Raw genomic sequence first — 21,431 nt, forward strand, 5'->3', positions numbered from 1 at the left:
GTCCTTTGGCGTAACGATCGAAAGGACGACCACCGCGACTGAGAAGTCTTTAACCGATCCGATCAACGGCCGGCTTGTTCGATCGCAGTGGTCTCCGGCTGTCCGTCACCGATCCGACGAATGATCTCGTGAAGCTTATCTTTTTCGTCTTCGGTTTCGAACTCTGCCAATATCTCTGATCGTTTATCAATTGGCATGGCTTTAATGATACCGACGACCTCATCAATTTTCTCATCGTCATAAATTCTCAAAAGCTGGTCCTTTGCCGCGTCGGCTTCCAGCGATTGGATCGTCTGCTGACGTTCGATCGCCCCCTGATCTCGGATCCCCGCTTTGACCCGCGCGATTTCATCGTTGATCGATTGGATCCGTCCGTCGAACACCTGGGTTTCTTCCACCAGCACCGCCATTTGCTCGCTCAGTTCGTCGCGGGCACGCTTTTGGCTTCGCAATCGCAAGTCCATGTTCATGCCTTCCAGACGCCGGGCCTCCAAGATTTCTTCGAAATCAGGCTGTTCGCGTTCTTCCGCGTCACGCAAGATTTTTTGCAATCGGTTCCCACTGATATCAATGCCGTTCATCAACGCAACGACTTTCACGCCAGTTTCATGGCTGAGCGATCCGGTGGACGCGAAATAGCCCAACATGATCATCTGGGTGATGACCGTGCCGATGCAAAACGCCGTGAAGACGCGCAGGATCAATTTCATCATTCATGGCCTCCGTCGTCGATCAGTCGCGGCCGTCATCCAATGTTTCCGTGTCGTGGCCCGTTGCGGCGGCACGCTGGAAATTCCGAGATGCGGCTTCGTCCAATTCCAACTGTTCGCGGTGATTTTGTTGTTCGCGATAGCGTTGCTGGTCAATCTCTTTCAGTTTTTCCCAGCGTTTGACTTCGATCTGTGCCGTTTTCAGCACTTCTTGGCGGCGTTGCAGTTCCTGGACCAGCTTTCCACGGGTGTCAGCCAGACTTTGCAGATCCCCCTGCAACTGTAGGTCATAGCGGCCTCCCTGCAGCATGCGGTCAACCGAAACGTTCCCGGTCAGTGATTCTCCCGACATCGCCTGCTTTAGACCGACACGAGTTTGTTCGACCTCCTGCATCTGCTGATCGATCTTGGCAATCGCCGCGTTGGCCTGTCCCACAGCGGCACCGGCCTCGTCACGCTCTCGCTCGCGAAGTCTCAGCAGAATGTCAAAGCGATACTGAAAGGACATCCGTATCCCCGTTTGGCTTGTTCAGCGTTTCAAGCGTCGGAAAGCAATCAATGAACTCATGTCCCGGCGGCCAGCTTCACTAGCATTTGAGTGGTGGTTTTCAGCGGCGTTGCGTCCTGGGCTTGTTGGATCAGGAAGCTGCGAATCGGATCGCGACGTGCGATCGCGGCGTCGACCTTGGGATCAGCACCCTGTTTGTAGGCACCGATGGAAATCAAATCCGCGTTCTTGCGATATTCCGCCATCAATCGGCGGACACCGGAGACCGCTTGCAGGGTTTTCGCGTCCAGCAATTCCGGTTGCAGCCGGCTGAGACTTTGCAGCACATCGATCGGCGGATAGTGCGCTTCCTCGGTCAACGCACGATTCAGCACGATGTGTCCGTCCAACAATCCCCGCAACGCATCGGCGATCGGTTCATTGTTGTCGTCGCCTTCGACCAACACGGTGTAAAACGCGGTGATCGATCCGGTGTTCGTTCGACCGGCTCGTTCCACCAATCGCGGCAAGCTGTTGAAAACGCTGGGCGGATATCCACGCGTCGTCGGCGGTTCCCCGGCGGCCAAACCCAATTCGCGTCCCGCCATCGCGAACCGTGTCACGCTGTCCAGCAGCAACAACACATTGTGTCCGGCGTCGCGAAAGCTTTCGGCGACTGCGGTGGCGGTCCATGCCGCGGCCACCCGCTGGGTCGCCACACGATCACTGGTTGCGACAACAACCACGCTGCGTGCCAGCCCGGCGGGACCCAGACAACGCGTGATGAAGTCCTGCACCTCGCGGCCCCGTTCGCCCACCATGCCGATCACGATGCGATCCGCGGCGGAATTACGAGCCAACATGCCCAACAGAGTACTTTTGCCGACGCCGCTGCCGGCGAAGATGCCCAAACGTTGACCCAGTCCACACGTCAGCATGCCGTCGATCGCGCGCACGCCGGTTTGCATCGGAGTATCGATCGGGGGCCGTTCCAGCGACGACGGTGGTTGTCGGTCGGTGTCGATCGGAATCAAATCGTCCGGCAATGGCTTGCCGTCAATCGGGTTTCCAAACGCATCCAACACACGGCCACACAACGAATCGCCGACGCGAACCTTCAGCGACGTGTCCAACAGCCGAACGGGATCGCCGGCGGCAATCGCCCCCAACGTTTCCAGTGGTGCCAGCAGCGGTCGCACCCCGCGAAACCCGACCACCTTCGCAAGCGATCCGGTGCCCATGCCCGGCCCCACATGGTGATCCGGTGTAGTCACTGGGGCGTAGGACTGCCGGTCGAAGTTCAACTGACAAATCGCTCCCAGGGGCGCGGTCATGCCTTTGACTTCGATCGTTTCCCCGGTGATCGCCGCGACACTGCCACGAACCTCGTGCGGAAGCGATTGACGCACCATCGAAGCATAGGCATCGGGATCCGGCAGCACAGGGATTTGCATGGTCGTCGTCGTCATTGCAGCAGCTCCGCCAATCGGTCCAGTTGTGCCTGCAAACCGGCCCGGATTTCACCGCCACTTTGTCGAATCACGACGTCCGACATCGAAAGGCTTTCATCGGGCACCACCGTCGTGCGTTCGGGTAAATCCGATTGGGCGACCAGTTCATCCAGTTGTTGTCCTAGTTCGGCCAACAGTTCGGGGTGCACCGCGACGGTCAGATCGGTTGCCGCCCTCGTTTTCGACAACGCTTCGGCGGTCCACCGCAGCAAGACTTCCTTTTCGCTGTCGACACGCGCGACGACGATCTTTTCAATGGCGGCCAGAATGGTTTGCTGCAGGACGGATGCGTACTGCTGCATCCAGTCTTGATAGGTCTGTTGCAGTTCGCTGGTCGCCTTTTTCATCGCGGCAACCTGCTGCGTGGCCAAAGCCGACGCCTCCTTCTTCACGCGGGCGTCGACATCCTTTTCCGCCTGTTTCAAGCCTTCGGCGTGGCCGTCCTGGCGTGCCTGTTGCAGAACCTGTTCGGCTTGGGCTTTCGCCTGCCGCAAGACGTTTTGTGCTTCCGTCTTGGCGTGTTCCAACTGTGCCAATCCCTGACCGGCCAAGTCATCCAAATTGAATCCGGCCAGGCTGGACGCCTTCCGCGCCGCCGAGGCGGCCTCTTGTTCGGACTTGGATTTCAGAACGAATGCCATGACGCCTCAGGAATTTCCGCTGTTTGGATTGCTGGTGTGCTTGAAGGTTGTGCGAGCCCGATGAATGCGAGCCCAACGAATACGTCGACCCGATCGATCAGGCGGCTGCCGCCACCGCGGTGGACAACTGAGCTGCCACACGTTGTTTGGCTTGGTCGATATCCGAAATTTTTAGCGGCCCCAAGTTCGCCAAAGCACGACGGGTTTCTTTTTGTGCCGCTTTGGGCAGCATTGCGATCGCGCGATCGGCTTGTTTGCGTGAAATGCCACACAACGCCAGCAAGGCATCGCGTGTTTCAACCTTTCCCAAAGCTTGGCACAACGCCGCGGGCGATGATCGTTCCAGCCTTTGATGGATCTGCTGTGTCATCGCGTCGTCGATGGGCAGGCCACCGGCGAAAGACTCCGGTGCATCCGCCTGTCTTTCCGAAAGCGGGATCGTCATCGGCGTCCCGTTTGTCGACCCCACGGTCACCGACGATGATGGGTTGGGTTGGGCCGGTGGGTTTGCCGGTGTCGGTGAACCCGGAGAATCGATCGGTGATCGTGAAGGGGCCGGATCGTCACCGGGCATGGGCATTCGCGCCATGATTTGCCGCAGGGCACTAGCCCCGCCCGATGATTGAGCGGGCAATTCGATGTCCAAACACTTTGCCCGCAGCATTTCGGACACTTCGTTCAACGTGTCCGGTTCGATCGATTCCAATCGCCCGATCCGGCGCACAACGTCGCGTCGACTGGAGGAATCCAAACGCGACAACAGCTTGGCGGCTTTCTCCGGTTCGATGCTGGCCAGCACGATTGCGGCGATCTGTGGGTGCTCGCTTTCCAGGATTCGCGTCAGTTCGGCGTCGGGTACCGAATCCAAGAATCCCAGTGGATGATTCCGCTTGGGTGTCGCCTGGGGTGCGGCGGTTGTCGGATCCGCGGTACCGGCGGTAGAAACTTGAAACTCGTCATCGACGATGGGTGCATCGACACGATTTTGAATCGACCCGGAAAACGCCTGCAACGCTCGTTTGCGTTCCATCGGATCGACGTCGGCCAACCCCGTCATCGTGCGTCGCAACTGCGTCCGCTGTGTGTCGCTCATCTGCGACATCAATCGGTTGGCCAACGGTCCGGGCAGACTGCTCATCACGATCGCAACGCGTCGCAAGGACACTTCGCGATTCTGTGCGGCCTGTCGCCCGGCATTCATCCTGAAAGCCTTTCCTTGGGTGGGGAATCCGTGACGGTTTCACGACGCCGTCGAACATCGCTTTTAGCGTCCGGCGTCGACCGGGGCTAGATCGCTTCGGGCGGTTTGCCGGGCCTCGCCGGATTCGCGGATCTCGCGTCGCACGACCTAGGCGGCTTCGCCCACCCAGCCGCGAATGACGTTGGCGGCGACCTCAGGATTCGATTCGACCAAGTTGACCAATTCATCCTGTAACGAACCGCCGGTGATGGTCATTTTTTCGCCATCCTCGGGTTTCTTTTCTTCGGGCGGCGGCGGGGCGGGCAACTCCAAACCAAAGCCCTCGGTAAACTCGGCCGGAGTGTCCTTGCCGCCACCGGAAACCGCCGATCGTGCAACGAACAAGGCGAACACACCCAACAACAACAGGGCGATGCTTTTCCACGAATCGGCCAACCACGTCAGCGCCTGGCCGACCGTGTCCGCTTCCTCCACCACGGGGGTTCGCAAGTCGGGCATATCGACGACGGTGACCAGCGGTCGTGCGTCTTCGCCGGCGGCGACTTGCGGCAACATTGGCGTGACCAGCCCCTGAATTTCTTTCTCGATCGTGTCCCGCAACACGTTCAGATCGGCCGTCGTGGCTTTGGGCAACTCTTCGGCTGGCGTATCCGGGTTGTCCCGCATCTGTTGGTCCAGCCAGTACTTGTCGTAATAGCTGGTGGGCAGCGTGATCGTGGCCGTCACCCGCGTGGGCAGCAGCCCCAACGTCCGCGACTTTTCAAAGGTCTGGCCGACCACGCGATCACTCTCTTTCGTGTCGTCGCTCATGGTGGACGTTTGTGCCAAGTCTTCCAAGTTCCGCGCGCGATTGCCGATCGCGTTGGGTTCGGTGCCCGGAACGCCTCCGACCAGCGGCCGATTGGATTGCTGCGAAATCTTTCGTGTCTTTTCGCTGACCGTCGTCGGCTGGGCGTCGTACTGGACACGGGTTTGTTCGGTGTCCAGCGTCGAATCGATTTCCGCGTTAACTTCGACGACCACGCCTTCGATGTACGACAGCTGCTTCATGATTTGGCGACGCGTGGCTTCTTCGACTTCGCGTTCACGACGAATCCACGGGTCTTCTTCATCAGCCAGCGAGGAAGAATCGGGTGAATTCACGTCGGTCACGTTGACATCATTGACGTCCAATCCGAACGCCTTGGCCACGTATTCACGAATCGTGTTGACCCGGCCGCGTTCCAGCGGAAGCGAACCTTCGGGGGTGATCATGACAGCAGCGGATTCGTCGCGTTTGGCCTGGAAAGGCCGCCGTTCGCCCTGGGTGTAGGTCACCACCGCGAAACGAATGTCATGCATTTGTTCCAGGCTGCGGGCGATGTCCTGCTGTTTTCCGACCATCAACTTGGTCCGCACCATGACATCGGAATCAAACGGTCCGGCCGAATCCATCATGGCTTCCAGGTTGCTGCGCAGCCCTGGTGGCAGACTGGCCGCGTCTTCCAATGCGGCCAGAAATTGCGGCCTTTGCGACGCAGGAACACGCACACGACGGCCTTCGGTTCGCCATCCGCTAAGCTGCGCCTGTCCAAACGCGACGTCCATCGCGTTCAGCTCCGACTCGGTGTGCACCGTGTCACCGAACAGGTACACCGTTTCGTCGGTGGTGCCGCCCTTGACCAAGAACGCAAGACTGACGGCGATCGCCGTCACCAACAGCACCGCGATGACGCGGGACTGCATCGGCATGGCCAGGAAAACCTGGCGAGCCTGATCGAAAAGGTCACGAAAGAATGGCACGGGATTGAATGACTATGAAAACGAACAGGTGATTGAATCGGAGCAAGCTTTCGCCCGCTGGGGCGATGACGTTTAGATCTGGATCTGCTGAACTTCGCGATAGGCTTCCATCAATTTGTTCCGGACCTGCAACAGCATGCGAAACGCCAAATCAGCCTTTTGAACACTGGTCAAAACCTCCGCTTCGTTCACATCACCGCCGGTCAGCAATTGGTGAACGTTGTCATCGGCGGTTAGCTGCATTTGGTTGACTTCGCTGACCTTTTCCCCCAGCAACTCGGCGAACGATCCCATCGATTCGGTCGGTCGCGCCGGCGCGGCACCCATCGGATTGGGCGGCGGTGTCGGCGGTCGCAGCGATGGGATCGCGGGCATGACGGACAAGAAAACCTAGGGGGACAGGGGAACGAGAGGCGGACAAAGCGTTCAGGCCAGGATGGTCAGCCGTTCGCGGCCCATGTTCTTGGAGATTTCGATTACCCCGACGTTGGCTTCATACGCCCGCGTGGTTTCCAATGCGTCGACCATCTGGGTCGTCAGATCAATGTTGGGATACGCGACATAGCCTTTCCATTTGCCGTCTTGAATCGCCAGCGGATGATTGGGCTGATAGCGGTACTGGGGCCCCGATTGGTCCTGCAGGATTTCTTTGACCTTCACGCCCGCGACCCCCTGGTCGTCGCTGACGGTCGCGTCGGTTTGGAACACGACTTGGCGAGCCTTGTAGGGATTGGCGGCGCCGGTTTCGTCGGTCAGCGATGACATGTTGGCGATGTTGCCCGAGATCGCATTGAGCCGAGTACGCTGGGCGACCAGCGCCGATGTGCTGATGTCCAATGAACTGATCATGAAAGCTTCCTGGTCAATGGGGACGAAACACGGGGGATCATGTGGCGCGTTCGGTGATCGCGGCACGCAGCAACGCGAATTGGCTTCGCATCGTCGTGATGGCCATGCTTTGCAAGTGCTGGTTCTTGCCGATTTCGGTGACTTGCTGTTCCAACGACACGTCGCTGTCGTCGTGGTAAACGATTTGCTCGGTGGCCGCGCGGGGTCCGGAAAACACATCATCGCGTGTAAAGGGGGTGACCGATCCGCTGGGACGATCGTTGTATCCGGCGATCGAATCCGACAGTGCTTGTTGAAAGTCATCAACGCTGATGTCGCGGGCGCGATATCCGGGTGTCGACATGTTGGCGATGTTGCTGGCCAGCAGGTCGTGTCGTTTCTGGGCAAAGTTCAGCGTTTCTTGCAACGCCGGCAGCGTGCCCGAATTCAAGATGCCAAACATGCGTGTTTCCTCACCCGATGAACGTCGATGGTCTTGCCCGAATCAGGCGGCGCGCCGAACCGAACGGGACTCGGGCTTTTGCGAAGCCGCTGATCGCCGTGGAAAGACGATCGTGACCGCTGCCCCGCCCTGGGGACAATTCTGCCAGTTCAGTTTCGCGCCGGCTTCGGCAACCGCGATCGGAATGCTGCGTGATCGCTTGTCGATGTCCGGACCGTCGTCGGCGATTTCCAATTCCACCGCCGAGTCGGTCTGACACGCGGTGATCATCAAATCCCCGCCGGCATCCAATTCGGCCAAAACCTGCGACGCGATCGAACGCACCACTCGAGTGGTCAGTGCCGGATCGGCCGGGACGGGAATCGACGGGTCGATGTCGACTTCCAGGCAAACCGGCGCCGGATGCGCCATCAGCATGGGGGCCGTGACGGTTTCGACCAGAAGGGCTAAAGAAACACTGGCACCTGGGTCGATGGAAAGATGTGACATGATCCGCTCGCGTCTTGCGTCGATGGCTGGTGGTCATTCGTCGCCGTAACAGTGCGACGTGTTCGAGCCATAGCAATTGCGAGAAGGCCGGGGCAAGCCCGATCGTGCCAACCGTTGCGGTCTGCGGTGGATCGGCCAACACGCGCCAGGACGGTTCAGCGGTTGTCCGCGATACGCTCCAGCATCCCCGCCGGGTCGTTGATCGGCTGATTCGGCGTGTGGGCTTCATCGACCAGACCGGCCAAGAAACGATGGGCTTCGCTGCGAATGGGCTCGGGAACGTCCAGGCGATCCACTTCTTGGTCGATCTTGGCCACCCAGTCTCGCAGTGACGGCAAGTGGCGGTCTTCGATCCAGCCTTCGACCGCACGGCGGGCAAACAGTTCGTCCAGCGGACGGCGGGCCTTGGCAAAGTGATCGTGCTGCAACAGTGCCGGCCAATTCAGACGACCGGAAATCGGATCCAGATACTGCGAAGACAATCCCATCGCTTTCGTTTCGATCCCGTTGGCGTCCGCGGTCGGTTCGATCGGCGCATCGCCCCAGTGACCGGTTAATTCCAAGCCTTCGGGCAATTCCCAACCACCAGGAATCTGCGGAACCATGGCCGCGGCGGCCTTGCGCGCCGTCGCTCGGTCGTAGACACGTCCGAAACGCGATTCACGATTGATTTGCTGGCGTTCTTGGCGAGCGACCAATGCGTCGATGCCGTTTTGCATCGCGGCACTGCGGGCGACTTCCCACTGCGTTTGTGCGTGGGCATGGTTCAAGTTGGCGACGCCCAGACTGCGAATCACATCGGCACGACCGTGCAACACATTGGCATAACTGTTGATCAATCCCGATCGGTACGGCGACGACACCCCGTACGCATAGCCGCCCCAGGGACGATAACCACAGCCGACGTGCCGGTACCCGACGACATACTTCTTCGCCGCATAGCGATCGGCCGAATCGTGATGAAGGTGGTGTTTTCCGGCATGCCCCAGACCGCCGGGGTTTCCCGCCGATGCCAGACCGCCGCCGCAGGCCAACAGCGTGACGCTGGCCAACAACAGGGCACCGGTGGCGGTGATGCGAAAGTGCGAAAAAGGCGAGCAAATCGGGCTGCGAAATGACACGGCGTGGTTCCCCCGAACGACGAATGTGAAAGAACGTGCAACCTGGCCGAAGCGAACATCGCTTTCACCGCAAGGAGCGGTGCAGCGATCGGCCAACGTCCTTCCAAGCGGGCAACCACCGCCGATGTGACAGACTTTCGTCGAGAATTTTCCGCGACGACGAATCGACACCGGATTCGGCGTGAAAACCGCGGTTTTCGGGCGGGCAATCAGTCGCTGCTCAGGTCCAAAGAATCGCCGGACGATCCCGAAAATTGCTGGGTTTGGTATCCCGCCGACACACTGGCATAGCGATTGACGGCTGTCTGCTTGCTGTGCTGGGTCGTCATCTGACGCTGCACGTCGTCACGACTGGCCGCCAGTCGCTGTTCGCATTCCTTTTCGAACTGAATCAGCTCCAACAACCGTTCTTCGGATTGCTTATGCAGCCTGATCGTTCGCTGCCGCAGCGTCGGGTCACTCCAAGATCGTCGTTCCGGATCGACGTCGGCCTGGGTGGCGACCTTGTTGGACAAGTCCGACAGTTCCCGCAGTGGCGGTTGTTTTTTGGCCAACACATTCATCAGTTCGGACATGCGACCGCCGTCGATCGCGTCGGACTGTTGCCGGGTCCATTCATACAATTCGTCGATCAATTCGGACCGACGCTGGACCCACAGGGCCAATTGATCGCCGTGGACGATTTCCGATTCCATGAAGTTGTCTCCGTGCCTGAAAATTCTGTTTCCAATCTGTCTGCGGTGCACCGCCCTGCTCTGGTCCACCCCCGCCCTAACCCGTCACGCCCAAACGGTATTCGCCCAAACGTGTGCCCCCCGCCATGCTGTCCATCCACTGCAGGTAACGTTGCCAACCGCCGCGATCGAATCGGGTCGTTTGGTCAAATTCCGAATCCATTTCCGGCGGGATTTTGGACAGGACCGACAAGGCTTGCTTGATCAACAGATCGGCTTCGCGGGTTCGCCCCATTTTTCGAACACACTGGGCCTGTCCCAAGATTGCTTCCAGCGCCGGCGGCTGATTCATGTATCGCAGTGAAATCGCCCGATACGCGGTCGACGCTTCATCCAATCGTCCCATTTCCAACAGCGTGTCGGCTTCGGACATCAAACAGTTTCGCAAGATCACGTCGGCGCGTGCCGACAAAGGCTGTTCTTCTTCGCGACGTTCATACAGCTGTCGCAGCTGTGCGAATCCCTCCAGAGCCGCCAACAATTCCGCCTCACTGCGTTGCCGCGACGTTCGGCGTGCGGCGTCCAACAGCGACGGGTCATCCGCTTCGGTGGCCGCCCAACGAGCCGCAAACGCATGAGTCCGTGCCAACAGATATGCCGTCGTTTCGGCGCGACGTTCCGGCCAGTATCTCTGGACCGCTTCGTCCAACACGCGAATGGTTTCCTGCAACAGTTCATCGTTCTGGCGATACAGTTCGATCTTTTCGGCATCGCTTAGGTCCGACGATTCCAGATCCGCCACCGTGATTTGTTCGTACAGCAATTCACCCAGTGAATACATCGAATCACGCCACGCAGGGCTGTCCGGCCGCAGGTCCCCGTCTTGCAGGTTGGCGTGCAGAAAGTCCTTGGCCAACTGGACATAATCGATCGCGTCGATATCGGTGACCGCCTCGGAATCTTCGTTCTGCCGACGACGCCGTCTTTGTTCGCGATTGGCCAATTCGATTGACGCCAGTGCGGCCATCAATCGGGCGTCATAGCGCAACGGATCACGTTCGAATTCGACGATGCAAGTCTCAAACGCGTCGATGGCTTCTTCGGGTCGGTCTTCGGCCAGCAAGGCTCGTCCCAAAGCGATCAAACCACGCGGCTGGCGCCGCCGTTGTTCGTATCGCAGATAGTCCTGCAACATGTTGATGCTGCGTGAAAAATGCCGACCTTGCTGATAGGCCTGGATCGCCGACCACAGCAGATCCAAATACTCCGGATCATTGAAACGCAACTTGGCCGCTTGATGAAACGCATCGCCGGCGGAGTGGTATCGGTGCCGAGCGACTTGAAAGGTGGAACGATCGATTTCACCGCCCGCGGCGTCGGCCAGCGTGGCCTGGGCCCACTGCAAATAGCCTTGCCCTTCTTCTTCCAAGGACTCGCTACTGGAATAAAGCGGTGACAATGATCTGGCGGTTTCGATGGCCGATTCGAATTCGTTCTTGCGTCGCAAAACTTCGATCGCCGCGCTCAATCGTTTTCGAAATTCGTCTTTCGTGATCAGCGACGAATCGAATCGGTCGGTGCTGCCCAGTTCGTGCATCATGTAACGAGTCGTCTGGACGACTTCCTCACCACGGCCTTGATCGGCCAGCAGTTCAATTTCACGGATGCCACCCACCAGCGCGGCGGCGCCGAAGGGACGTTGCTGTCGGACGGACGTCAATTGGGCGATGGCCAGTTCCAAATCGCCCTGCAATTGATACGCGCGGGCGGCCAACAACCGGGCTTGGGATCCGATGCGGGGCTCGGCTTCGCGTTGCAGCCGATTCATTTCGACCAGCACCGGTTCAAAACGACTGGCGATCGCTTGTTTGATTCGTGGGTCCTCATCACGACCGCTGGTCCAAGCGGACGATCCCGTCGCGCCGCCGGCCGATGAGGCCATGGATTCGTTCAGATCAAAATCTTCCACCGTTTGGTCGATCTGTCGCTGAGCGTTCAGCAGACGAAATTCGTCGCGAAAGGAAGCCAATCGTGTTTGGGTCGCCAAGTCGGATGCATTGAATTTGGCAAATTCACCATCGATGATTGCTTTGGCGTCCTGCCAACGTGCCATTGCCAACAACGCACGCGTGCGAATCAACTGGCCTTGGCGCTGCTGTTCCTCGCTTAGCGTCGGCAAGGACAGAAATGTCTTGATGGTTTCCAGCGACTTCTGCGCGCCGCCGATCTTCAGCCGCAATTGTGCCGAGGCCAATAGCGGCAACAGGTCTCGCCGCATCGTTTGGTCCCGCTCGATCGCCTGGTCCAGGGCGTCAGCCGCCGCGGCGTATTCGCCGGTCGACAGCAAAGCCAGTCCCAACAAACGGTTACCTTCCGCTTCGCGTCCATCGGGAAATCCTTTTTCCGACGCTTCCTTCAGGTCGGGCACCGCGTCGGAATGGATCTCGCGGCGTGCCGCGGTTCCGGTGGCATTTTCGGACAACGCCATCTTTCCGGCACCGATCAGAAAAGCACGCAGTGCCCGCAGCGACCGGGCGTCCGCTTTCGTTTCCGGTGCAACCGCTGGTGCTGCGGCGTCGCCGGTTTCCGCGGCATCCTCCGGTGTGTCCGCTGGTTCTTCGGCGACGGGTTCGCCGGAATCACCTTCGGGCGGAAGTTCGGATTCCAGTTCTCCCAGTTCGACCTGTTCGGCGATTTTTCCCGCGATGATCGGTTGCCCCTGCAGGTACTGGTCCATCGCCAGTTGCAGACGTCGACCGTCGTCCGGAGGCCCACTGCCCAGCCAGATCGATGCGATTCCGGCGAATCCCATCAGTGCGCTCAGGCCGGCGATCCCAACGAACACGACCGGCCAAGGAGAACCTGACTTGGGTGCGGCGGCATCGGTTGCGTCGGGGGTATCGGCCATCCCGGCAGGGTCCCATCGGTGGACATAGAATTCGTCGATGATCCGTTTTCGACGGTCTGCATCCCTACCAAGATTTCTGTTTCACGCACAAGGCGGATCCGCGTGGTGTCTGGCCCCTGCTGTGGCCAGTTCGTCGGCCCACCGACGTGCCGCCAAGCGGGCTGAAGACGGACGCAGTGTCGCGGCACAGGAATTGTTTGCGGTGATTCTCCTTGGCGAAGGCGGGTGGAATTACCATACTGAGCGATCAGGGCGTCATCGCCACCCGGGACGTTTCCGCGTCACGCGGGCGGTCACGTGCCTGCCGACCCACCCACCGTTGACAGATGTGCACGTCGCCAGGTTCGGGGGCGTCGTACCTTCGGCTTCTTGATCCAAGCCGATCGGCTGCGGATCGATCTTTCGCCCGCCACCGGCATCGCACGTCCCACCATGCATCTGTCTTTTTGCCCAAGTGAGCTTGGAGTTCTCGTTTCGTGTTGAAAGTTCTATACGCACCGCTGCGGCTGGCCACCGGTTGGGGAATCAGTCCCCGAATCTTGGGCTGGATCGGCGTGTTGATGTTGGTGCTGTTGCGATTGACCATCGGATGGCATTTCTACAGCGAAGGCGTCGAAAAGGTCCGCAGCGGCAGTTGGACGGCCGAGCCGTTTTTCGCCAACGCTCGCGGGCCACTGGCCCCGATGTACCGCGACATGGTCTGGGATTCCGAGGGCGTTTACCGGCTGGATCGTGACCGCGTCATGCTGGAATGGGCACGTTTTCGCGAACGAATCATCCGGCACTACGGTCTGGACGAGGCACAACAGGCCCTGGCCCAAGCGAACTACATCAAAGCTGTCGAGCAATACGATTACGTCATCGCCCTGAACCAAACGGACATCGAAGAATTCGAACTGGGGCGTGACCGGATCGCCGCCCTGGACCGAGACCCGACCCGCGGGGGCGTCGACAGTTTGGGCGGACAACGCGAAACGATCCGCAGAGAACGTCAAAAGCTGATCGCACCGGTGCTGAGCCAGATCGATGCGATCGCCGAGAATTACGAGTTGGCGCAAAACCGCGTCGCCAATGAAGAACAACAAGAACGCCATGCCGCCCTGGCGATGGCGCCGCCACCCACTTCGTTGATGGACACGTCGCGGATCGATTTGATCCTGCCGTATTTCGACGTGGTCATCGGGCTGATGCTGATGCTGGGTCTGCTGACACCCTTGGCGGCGTTGGCTGCGGCCGGTTTTCTCGGTTCAGTTTTTCTAAGCCAGTTTCCACCATCGACTGGTCCGTCATCGACGATGTACCAGCTGATCGAATCGATGGCCTGTCTGGTTTTGGCGGCGACGGGCTCCGGACGCTTCGCCGGCTTGGACTACTTTTTCCATCTGATCACCCGGAAAACCGCCGGTCCAAAATGAACTCGGCCGCATCGCCGTTCGTTGATCTCCTACGGGATCTTTCGGCACAACGATGCAGCGACGGCATAAAATGAACGGGTGTTCGCCCGTTCGCCCCCCACAACAACCCATCCAAAACACACCAAACTCCTTCTTAGGTCCAGGAGCCCACCGTGGTAGACAAGCTTTCGGCCGATCAACGCGACATCGGCAAACAAAATTATTACTCGGCGGTCGGCAGCTACTACGACGTTAATCGTCGTGATTTCCTGCGTGGGATCGTCGCCGCCGGTGCGGTCAGTGGTGCCGGTTTGGGTGCCGCCTACTTTGGTTACGGCAAGGTCAAAGATCCGGTCCGCGTTGCCGTGATCGGTACCGGTGACGAAGGCAACGTTTTGATCGGCGGCTGCAACCCTGATTACGTCGATGTCCGCGCAATCTGTGACATTCGCCCGTTCAGCAAACACCGTGCGTTCCACGGGGACTGCAGCAGCCCGTCGGCACTGGGCCGTCGTCCCGGTTTGATCTCAGTCGCCGGATACAAGGACGAAGCCGAAGCCCGCAAGAACGTCAAGGTTTACGACGCCGACAACGGCGGCATCATGGCGTGTTTGGACGATCCGGACATCGAAGCGGTGATCATCGCGTTGCCGCTATGGCTTCACGCCCCGGTCGCCGCACAAGCGATGGAACGTGGACTTCACGTGCTGACCGAAAAACTGATGGCCCGCACCGTGGCCCAGTGCAAAGTCATGGCACGGATGGCCAACGAGATGACCGACAAGGCGGGCAATCCGATTCACTTGGCCACCGGTCACCAACGTCACTACAACGTGAAGTATGACAATGCGGTCAACCTGATCCGCTGGGGTTTGCTGGGACAGTTGCACCACATCCGGGCGCAGTGGCACCGCGGCAACTTGCCGGGCGCCGACAGCTGGTCGATGCCCATCCCCGGCGGCGAACGCACCGCCGACGGAAAAGTCTTTGATCGCATCGCCAAGGACTTGGAATACCGTCGCAAGAAATTGGAAGAAGCGACCGATCCCGATGAAGTCGCCAAGTGGCAGGCACAAATCGCCCAGTGGGCCGCTTGGGATGCCGACAAGAACATCGACCCGAAGGCGTTCGGTTACGAAGACTTCCAGGTCAACGACAAGCTGTTCACCGCCGCCGAAGAACTGCACCGTTGGCGTTTGTTCCAACGCACCGGCGCCGGATTGATGGCCGAACTTGGCAGCCACCAACTGGATGCAGTCAGCATCTTCTTGTCCTCGCTGCGTGACGATGGCAAAAAGGTTCACCCGTTGTCGGTCCATGCCGTCGGCGGTCGCCACATCATGCCGCTGGACCGCGAAGTCGGCGACCACGTTTACTGCACGTTCGAATTCCCCGGGCCGGAATACTCCGCACAGTTCGACGTCGGCTATTACGACCGCGTCGAAAATTATCCTGACGGTGCGGTCCCCGGCTACGACCAAGACCCGAACAAAAAGGTCGTGGTCACCTACAGCAGCATCAACGGCAACGGCTTTGGCGGCTGGGGCGAAGTCGTCATGGGCACCAAGGGTACGTTGATCTTGGACAAAGAAACCGACGTTCTGCTATATCGCAACAGCGACACCAGCAGCAAAGTCGGCGTCGCCAAGAAAGAAGGCGGCTATGCCTTGGACACCAGTGCCTCGGGTGACTACGCCGCGCCGGTCGCCCAGGCCGCCGACAGCGGTCCGGTCAGCCGTGGTTACCGCGAGGAAATCGAGCACTGGGCTTACTGCATCCGGAATCCCGATCCGGAAAACAAGCCGCGTTGCTACCCCGCCGTCGCCATGGGCGACGCCGTCATCGCTTTGGCCACCAACGTTGCCATCAAGAACAACTTGGCCGGCAAGGGCGGCTACCTGGAATTTGAAGAAGACTGGTTCGACGTCGACAACGACGCGGTTCCCGACGGCAGCACCATCGCCGAAGCGACCGAGTTTATGAAGAAGCCTGTGGCCTAATACCGCCGCCGCTTCATTCGGACGGATCGCAACGTTCCCAACACCCGCACAGGCTTGTCCGGACCACCGGACAAGCCTGTTTTTGTTTCCCCCCACACCCCGTAGGTGGTTCAACCCGACGAAACACAGCGAACATCCCGGTCGCCGAGGCAGCCGAAATTTCGCCAAAAAGCTTCAATTTGATCCGCCCGGTCATCTAGGATGGTGATTCATCCCCACACCCCACCTTCATCCTGTCCGTCCACGCCATGCTGCCCCGCCCCAAGTTCGATCGGCTGATTGATCTTTTTGTCGCTGCTTTGATCGGGTTCACCCTGGCCCCGCTGGGATGCATGTCCGCCGTCCATGCACAGCCCGGTGGCCCCGCCGTCGTGATCGTCCAAAAGGTCACCGAAGAGAAGATCGCGCCGTATCAAGAGTTTGTCGGCAGCGTGAAAGCCAACCGCCGCAGCGTCATCGGCAGCGCCGTTGATGGACGCGTCGAACAGTTCATGGTCGAAGCCGGTGACCCGGTCGCCGCGGGTGACGAATTGGCTCAGCTGCGCACACGAACGATCAGCCTGGAGATCGCCGCGGCCAAAGCCGAACTGAAGCTTCGCGAAGCTGAGTTGCAGGAACTGAAAAACGGCTTGCGTGACGAAGAGATCCAGTTGGAACGCGCCAAGTCGCGAGCCGCAAACGCCGCCAATGCCTACGCGCAAGCGAAGCTGAAACGATTCGAGGCGTTGTTCAAATCTTCGTCCGGCGTGTCTCGTGACGAATACGAATCGTCGCGAGCCGAGGCCTTGGCGGCCCAAGCCATCGTCGAACAAACCGCCGCCAGTCTGGCATTGGCTGAACAAGGCACACGCCAGGAACGCATCGAGCAGGCCGCCGCTCGCGTGACGGTCCAACAAGAGATCGTGGCAAACTTGGAAGATCGAAAAAAGAAGTACACCGTCAAATCGCCCTTCAACGGCTTTGTCGTCGCCGAACTGACCGAAACCGGCGCCTGGGTTCGGCAAGGCGACGCGGTGGCCGAAGTCGTTGAAATCGATCCGGTGGAAATTGAGGTCTTCGTCCCCGAAGCGCTAGTTCGATTCACTCAAGACGGCGACACGGTCACGATCCGCATCGACGCATTGCCGGACGAACAGTTTCAAGGCACCGTGACGCGAATCGTTCCGCTTGCCGATGACCGCAGTCGATCATTCCCCGTCCGCGTATCCGTCCCCAATCCCGCCATTAACGGACGGCACCGACTGCTGCCCGGCATGTTGGCGCACATCGCTTTGCCCATCAGCGAACCCAAGAACGAATTGATGGTTCACAAAGATGCGCTGCAGATCAATGGCGACAAATCGATCGTGTTCAAGATCGTCGACAACAGTGCCGTCCCCGTCCCCGTGCGATACGGAATGGCGGAGGGATTCAAAATCGCCGTTCATCCACTGTTGCCCGGCCAGCTAGCCAGTGGGGATGCCGTCGTCGTGATTGGCAACGAACGGTTGCGTCCCGGCCAACAAGTCGTTGCCACCGAGCAGAAAGAAGACAGGGAGCCCACCAAACCGGCCCAGTAAGCTGACCACGCTTTTCGAACCGCAGCAGCATTCTGCCCGCCCCGCCCCACCAAATTTCCCCCGCCATCGTTCATGCACCCGATCGAAGCCTGCGTTCGCAACCCCGTGAAAGTCGCCGTCGGCGCGTTGCTGTTGATCCTGTTCGGCGTGATTGCCGTGCTGACCATGCCGATGCAGTTGATCCCCGAAGTCGAAACACCGACTTTGACGATCGAAACACGCTGGCCCGGTGCCAGTCCCCAAGAGATCGAACGCGAAATCATTCAGGAACAAGAAGAACAACTTAAAAGCGTCGAAGGCGTTCGCAAAATGACCAGCGAATCGGCAGATTCGTCCGGCACGATTCGACTGGAGTTTCTGGTCGGCACGAACATGGAAGAATCGCTGTTGAAGGTGAACAGTCGACTTCAACAGGTCCCGGAATACCCGGAAGAAGCCGACGAGCCGGTGATTTCCACCAGCAGTTCATCGGACCGACCAATCGCTTGGATGATCTTGTCCGCGATTCAACCGACCGAAACACAAATTCGACAAGCCGCCGTCGACCACCCGGACGTTAAACCCGCGGTCGACCATATTTTGGCGACCAGCATTCCGGGACTGCGGCTGATGCGATTGCGTGTGGCCGCCAAAGATCATCCGGCACTGAAAGAACTGCTGCCACCGGATTTGAATATTCCCGGCATGCGTCGGTTCGCCGAAGACTTCATCGAAGCCCGATTGGAACGCGTCGATGGTGTGTCCAATGCCAACGTTCTGGGCGGCTTGGAAGAAGAACTGCAGGTGATCGTCGACCCACAAAAATTGGCATCACGCCGATTGACCATCGAAGACGTTCGCCGTGTATTGCGAAACCAAAACCAAGACACCTCCGGCGGCGATTTCTGGGAAGGCAAGCGTCGCTATGTCGTGCGAACGCTGAATCAGTTCGACAGCCCTGACCAAGTCGCCAGCCAGGTCTTGGACATGCAAAACGGGGCACCGGTATTCATCAGCGATGTTGCCGAAGTCCGCATGGGTTTCAAAAAGCCCGACGGCATGGTTCGCCGATTCGGCGAATCCAGCATCGCCTGCAATGCGCTGCGAGAAAATGGTGCGAACATCATGGACGTGATGGCAGGAATTCGACAAGCCATCGACGAACTGAATCGCGATGTTCTGAATCCGCGTCAGATGCAACTAACGCAAGTCTATGACGAAACCGAATACATCGATTCATCGGTGCAATTGGTCAACCAAAACATCATCGTTGGCGGCACCCTAACGATGATCGTGCTGATGCTGTTCTTGCACCTTCAAATTCGAACGCTGTTGTTGGCACCATTGATTGCGGCAACCAGTATTGCCGCAATGACGATCGATCCGCGTTTCTTTATTGTGACCCTGATCTTGATCGTGATCACCGGGTTTTGGTTCGCACGCGGTGCGTTGGTCGTCGGCTTGGCAATTCCGATCAGCGTCATCGGAACATTTTTGCTGCTGAACCTTTGGGGCCGGTCGCTGAACGTGATCAGCCTGGCCGGCATGGCGTTCGCCGTCGGAATGTTGGTCGATAACGCCGTCGTCGTGCTGGAAAACATCTACCGGCATTTCCAGGACGGTGAACCACCCTTTGTCGCCGCGGTCAACGGAACCAAAGAAGTCTGGGGCGCGGTGCTGGCGTCGACGCTGACGACCCTAGCCGTGTTCTTGCCGGTGTTGTTCGTGCAAGAACAGGCCGGACAACTGTTCCGCGATATTGCATTGGCCATCAGCGCCGCGGTCGGGCTATCGTTGATCATCAGCATCACACTGATTCCCACCGCAACGGCACGACTGCTGCGCCGCGATCGAGACGCGACGAGTGAATCTTCCGGTGGAAACAAGGTCACGCCGTCACGTCGTCGACGTCTATTGGATCCGCTTACCCAATTGGCCGACCGAGCCGTGGCGGGCATCGTGGCCATCAATCGCTGGATCCAGCGAACGTGGCTGCGCCGGATTGCTCTGGTCGTCGGTTTGCTGGGCGCTGTGGTTGTTTTGGCGATTTCCATGTGGCCGAAAGTCGAATACCTGCCGACCGGAAACCGCAACCTCGTCTTCGGCATCGTGATGCCACCGCCCGGATACAACCTGGACAAGCTAAGCCAGATGGGCGAAATCGTCGAAGACCACCTGCGTCCCTATTGGGATATCGATGACGACGCAATCGGCCAACAAGATCGCGAGTTTCCGGCGATCTATGACTTTTTTTACGTCGCACGCGGTCGCAGCGTGTTCATCGGCATCCGGGCGGTCGACCCGACGCGTTCCGGCGAATTGGTTCCGCTGATGCAAGCGGTCGGCCCCAAGTTGCCAGGCACATTTGTCGTCGCCAAGCAGTCCAGCTTGTTTGAACAAGGTCTGACCGCGGGCCGGACAATCGATGTGGAAATCACCGGTCCGGAACTGGAACACCTGGTCGGCATCGGCGGCCAAATCATGGGCCAAGTGATGAACCCGAATGATCCGGTCATTCCCAACGCCCAGGCTCGCCCGGTACCCAGCTTGGACTTGAACAACCCCGAGGTCCACATTCGTCCCAAGCTGATCCAGGCTCAACAAATGGGCGTCGATGCGACCGCGCTCGGATACAGCGTCAACGCATTGGTTGATGGGGCTTTTGCCGCCGATTATTTCGTTGGGGGCGACAAGATCGACCTGACGCTGATGGGCAGCCCCGAACGTGCCAGTCGATCCCAGGACTTGGCGGCCCTGCCCATTGCCACCCCCGGCGGCCAATTGGTCCCGCTGTCATCCTTGGCGGACATCACGTTGTCCAGCGGTCCGGAACAAGTCAATCACCGCGAACGTCAGCGGGCCATCACGATCGAAGTTTCGCCGCCGCCGGAAATGGCACTCGAAGACGCATTGAACCGTATCGCCACCCAGATCATTGATCCAATCGAAGCCTCGGGACAACTGGACGGAGGTTACCGAATCGGCCTTTCGGGCACCGCCGATAAACTGCGCGACACATGGTTGGCCCTGCGATACAACGTGCTGCTTGCGTTGTTGATCACGTATCTGTTGATGGCCGCCTTGTTCGAAAGTTGGATCTATCCGCTGGTCATTATCCTTAGCGTTCCGTTGGGGGCCGTTGGTGGTCTGCTGGGGCTAAAGGTCTTGGGTTACTACCTGCAATGGCAAGGCCAACCACCTCAAGCCCTGGACGTGTTGACGATGCTGGGTTTCGTCATCCTGATCGGCACGGTGGTCAACAACGCCATCCTGATCGTTCACCAATCGCTGAACTTGATGCGTGACCAAGGCTATGATTCGCACGCCGCGATTTTAGAAAGTGTGCGAACCCGCATTCGCCCCATCTTCATGACGACCGCGACCACCGTACTGGGACTGTGCCCGTTGGTGTTGTTTCCCGGTGCGGGAAGCGAACTTTACCGAGGCCTTGGCAGCGTCCTGCTGGGCGGGCTGGTGATCAGCACCGTGTTCACGTTGGTCTTCGTCCCAACGTTGTTCCGAATCTTCATGGACCTTCGCGACGCAGTTGCCCCGATCGGCCTGGCCAACGAGGCGACAGAAGGTGCGTCAAAGAAGCCGACGGCCCAAGTCGCCTGAACATCGGACGACGTGGCACCGGGCGCGTTATTCTGTTGCGGTTCCCCGCCCCGCAAACCGCCAACC

17 protein-coding genes are annotated in these 21,431 nt (G+C 59.1%); 4 read left to right on the forward strand and 13 right to left on the reverse strand.

Features of this window, described 5'->3' with window-relative positions:
• Positions 1-62: 62 nt before the first annotated feature.
• The 13 genes from Mal65_RS24185 to Mal65_RS24245 form a co-directional block, all read right to left on the reverse strand.
• The gene (locus Mal65_RS24185) at positions 63-713 is read right to left on the reverse strand and encodes a hypothetical protein (RefSeq protein WP_196784415.1); all 651 of its coding nucleotides are present in this window, start codon (positions 711-713) and stop codon (positions 63-65) included.
• A gap of 19 nt (positions 714-732) precedes the next feature.
• Positions 733-1,218, reverse strand: coding sequence for a flagellar export protein FliJ (gene fliJ, locus Mal65_RS24190; protein WP_145303738.1), 486 nt, complete (start codon positions 1,216-1,218; stop codon positions 733-735).
• Positions 1,219-1,274: 56 nt separating this feature from the next.
• Positions 1,275-2,666: a FliI/YscN family ATPase gene (locus tag Mal65_RS24195; RefSeq protein WP_145303740.1), complete on the reverse strand. Its 1,392-nt coding sequence runs from the start codon at positions 2,664-2,666 to the stop codon at positions 1,275-1,277.
• Positions 2,663-3,349 carry a FliH/SctL family protein gene (locus Mal65_RS24200; protein ID WP_145303743.1) on the reverse strand — a complete coding sequence of 229 codons (687 nt, stop codon included), beginning with the start codon at positions 3,347-3,349 and terminating at the stop codon, positions 2,663-2,665. Before Mal65_RS24200 ends, Mal65_RS24195 begins: the two co-directional genes overlap by 4 nt.
• Positions 3,350-3,446: 97 nt before the next feature.
• Complete coding sequence (locus tag Mal65_RS24205; protein ID WP_145303746.1) at positions 3,447-4,550, reverse strand: FliG C-terminal domain-containing protein; 1,104 nt, start codon at positions 4,548-4,550, stop codon at positions 3,447-3,449.
• 147 nt (positions 4,551-4,697) lie between these two features.
• Complete coding sequence (locus Mal65_RS24210) at positions 4,698-6,332, reverse strand: beta-cystathionase (RefSeq protein ID WP_145303748.1); 1,635 nt, start codon at positions 6,330-6,332, stop codon at positions 4,698-4,700.
• A gap of 72 nt (positions 6,333-6,404) precedes the next feature.
• Positions 6,405-6,707, reverse strand: coding sequence for a flagellar hook-basal body complex protein FliE (fliE, locus tag Mal65_RS24215; protein WP_145303750.1), 303 nt, complete (start codon positions 6,705-6,707; stop codon positions 6,405-6,407).
• A 51-nt stretch (positions 6,708-6,758) separates the two neighbouring features.
• Positions 6,759-7,181 (reverse strand): flagellar basal body rod protein FlgC, encoded by a 423-nt coding sequence (gene flgC / locus Mal65_RS24220; RefSeq protein ID WP_145303753.1) that lies wholly within the window; start codon positions 7,179-7,181, stop codon positions 6,759-6,761.
• A gap of 37 nt (positions 7,182-7,218) precedes the next feature.
• Positions 7,219-7,623: a flagellar basal body rod protein FlgB gene (locus Mal65_RS24225; protein ID WP_145303756.1), complete on the reverse strand. Its 405-nt coding sequence runs from the start codon at positions 7,621-7,623 to the stop codon at positions 7,219-7,221.
• Between the two features lie 42 nt (positions 7,624-7,665).
• A complete protein-coding gene (locus Mal65_RS24230; protein ID WP_145303759.1) occupies positions 7,666-8,112 on the reverse strand; it encodes a histidine kinase in 447 nt (148 codons plus the stop codon).
• Positions 8,113-8,267: 155 nt separating this feature from the next.
• Positions 8,268-9,233: a hypothetical protein gene (locus Mal65_RS24235; protein ID WP_145303762.1), complete on the reverse strand. Its 966-nt coding sequence runs from the start codon at positions 9,231-9,233 to the stop codon at positions 8,268-8,270.
• A 209-nt stretch (positions 9,234-9,442) separates the two neighbouring features.
• Positions 9,443-9,928 (reverse strand): hypothetical protein, encoded by a 486-nt coding sequence (locus Mal65_RS24240; RefSeq protein WP_145303765.1) that lies wholly within the window; start codon positions 9,926-9,928, stop codon positions 9,443-9,445.
• Between the two features lie 76 nt (positions 9,929-10,004).
• Positions 10,005-12,815, reverse strand: a complete 2,811-nt coding sequence (locus Mal65_RS24245) for a hypothetical protein (protein ID WP_145303767.1) — start codon at positions 12,813-12,815, stop codon at positions 10,005-10,007.
• Positions 12,816-13,291: 476 nt separating this feature from the next.
• On the opposite strand from Mal65_RS24245, the gene Mal65_RS24250 reads away from it, so the two are divergent.
• The 4 genes from Mal65_RS24250 to Mal65_RS24265 all read left to right on the forward strand — a co-directional run bounded on the left by Mal65_RS24250 (position 13,292) and on the right by Mal65_RS24265 (position 21,365).
• Positions 13,292-14,230 (forward strand): TQO small subunit DoxD, encoded by a 939-nt coding sequence (locus Mal65_RS24250; protein WP_145303770.1) that lies wholly within the window; start codon positions 13,292-13,294, stop codon positions 14,228-14,230.
• Positions 14,231-14,382: 152 nt separating this feature from the next.
• On the forward strand, positions 14,383-16,209 hold the full coding sequence (locus tag Mal65_RS24255; RefSeq protein WP_145303773.1) for a Gfo/Idh/MocA family protein: 1,827 nt from the start codon (positions 14,383-14,385) through the stop codon (positions 16,207-16,209).
• Between the two features lie 248 nt (positions 16,210-16,457).
• Positions 16,458-17,768, forward strand: coding sequence for an efflux RND transporter periplasmic adaptor subunit (locus Mal65_RS24260; protein WP_145303775.1), 1,311 nt, complete (start codon positions 16,458-16,460; stop codon positions 17,766-17,768).
• A gap of 72 nt (positions 17,769-17,840) precedes the next feature.
• On the forward strand, positions 17,841-21,365 hold the full coding sequence (locus tag Mal65_RS24265; RefSeq protein ID WP_145303778.1) for an efflux RND transporter permease subunit: 3,525 nt from the start codon (positions 17,841-17,843) through the stop codon (positions 21,363-21,365).
• Positions 21,366-21,431 lie beyond the last annotated feature (66 nt).

The organism is Crateriforma conspicua, assembly GCF_007752935.1.
GTDB classification, from domain to species: domain Bacteria; phylum Planctomycetota; class Planctomycetia; order Pirellulales; family Pirellulaceae; genus Crateriforma; species Crateriforma conspicua.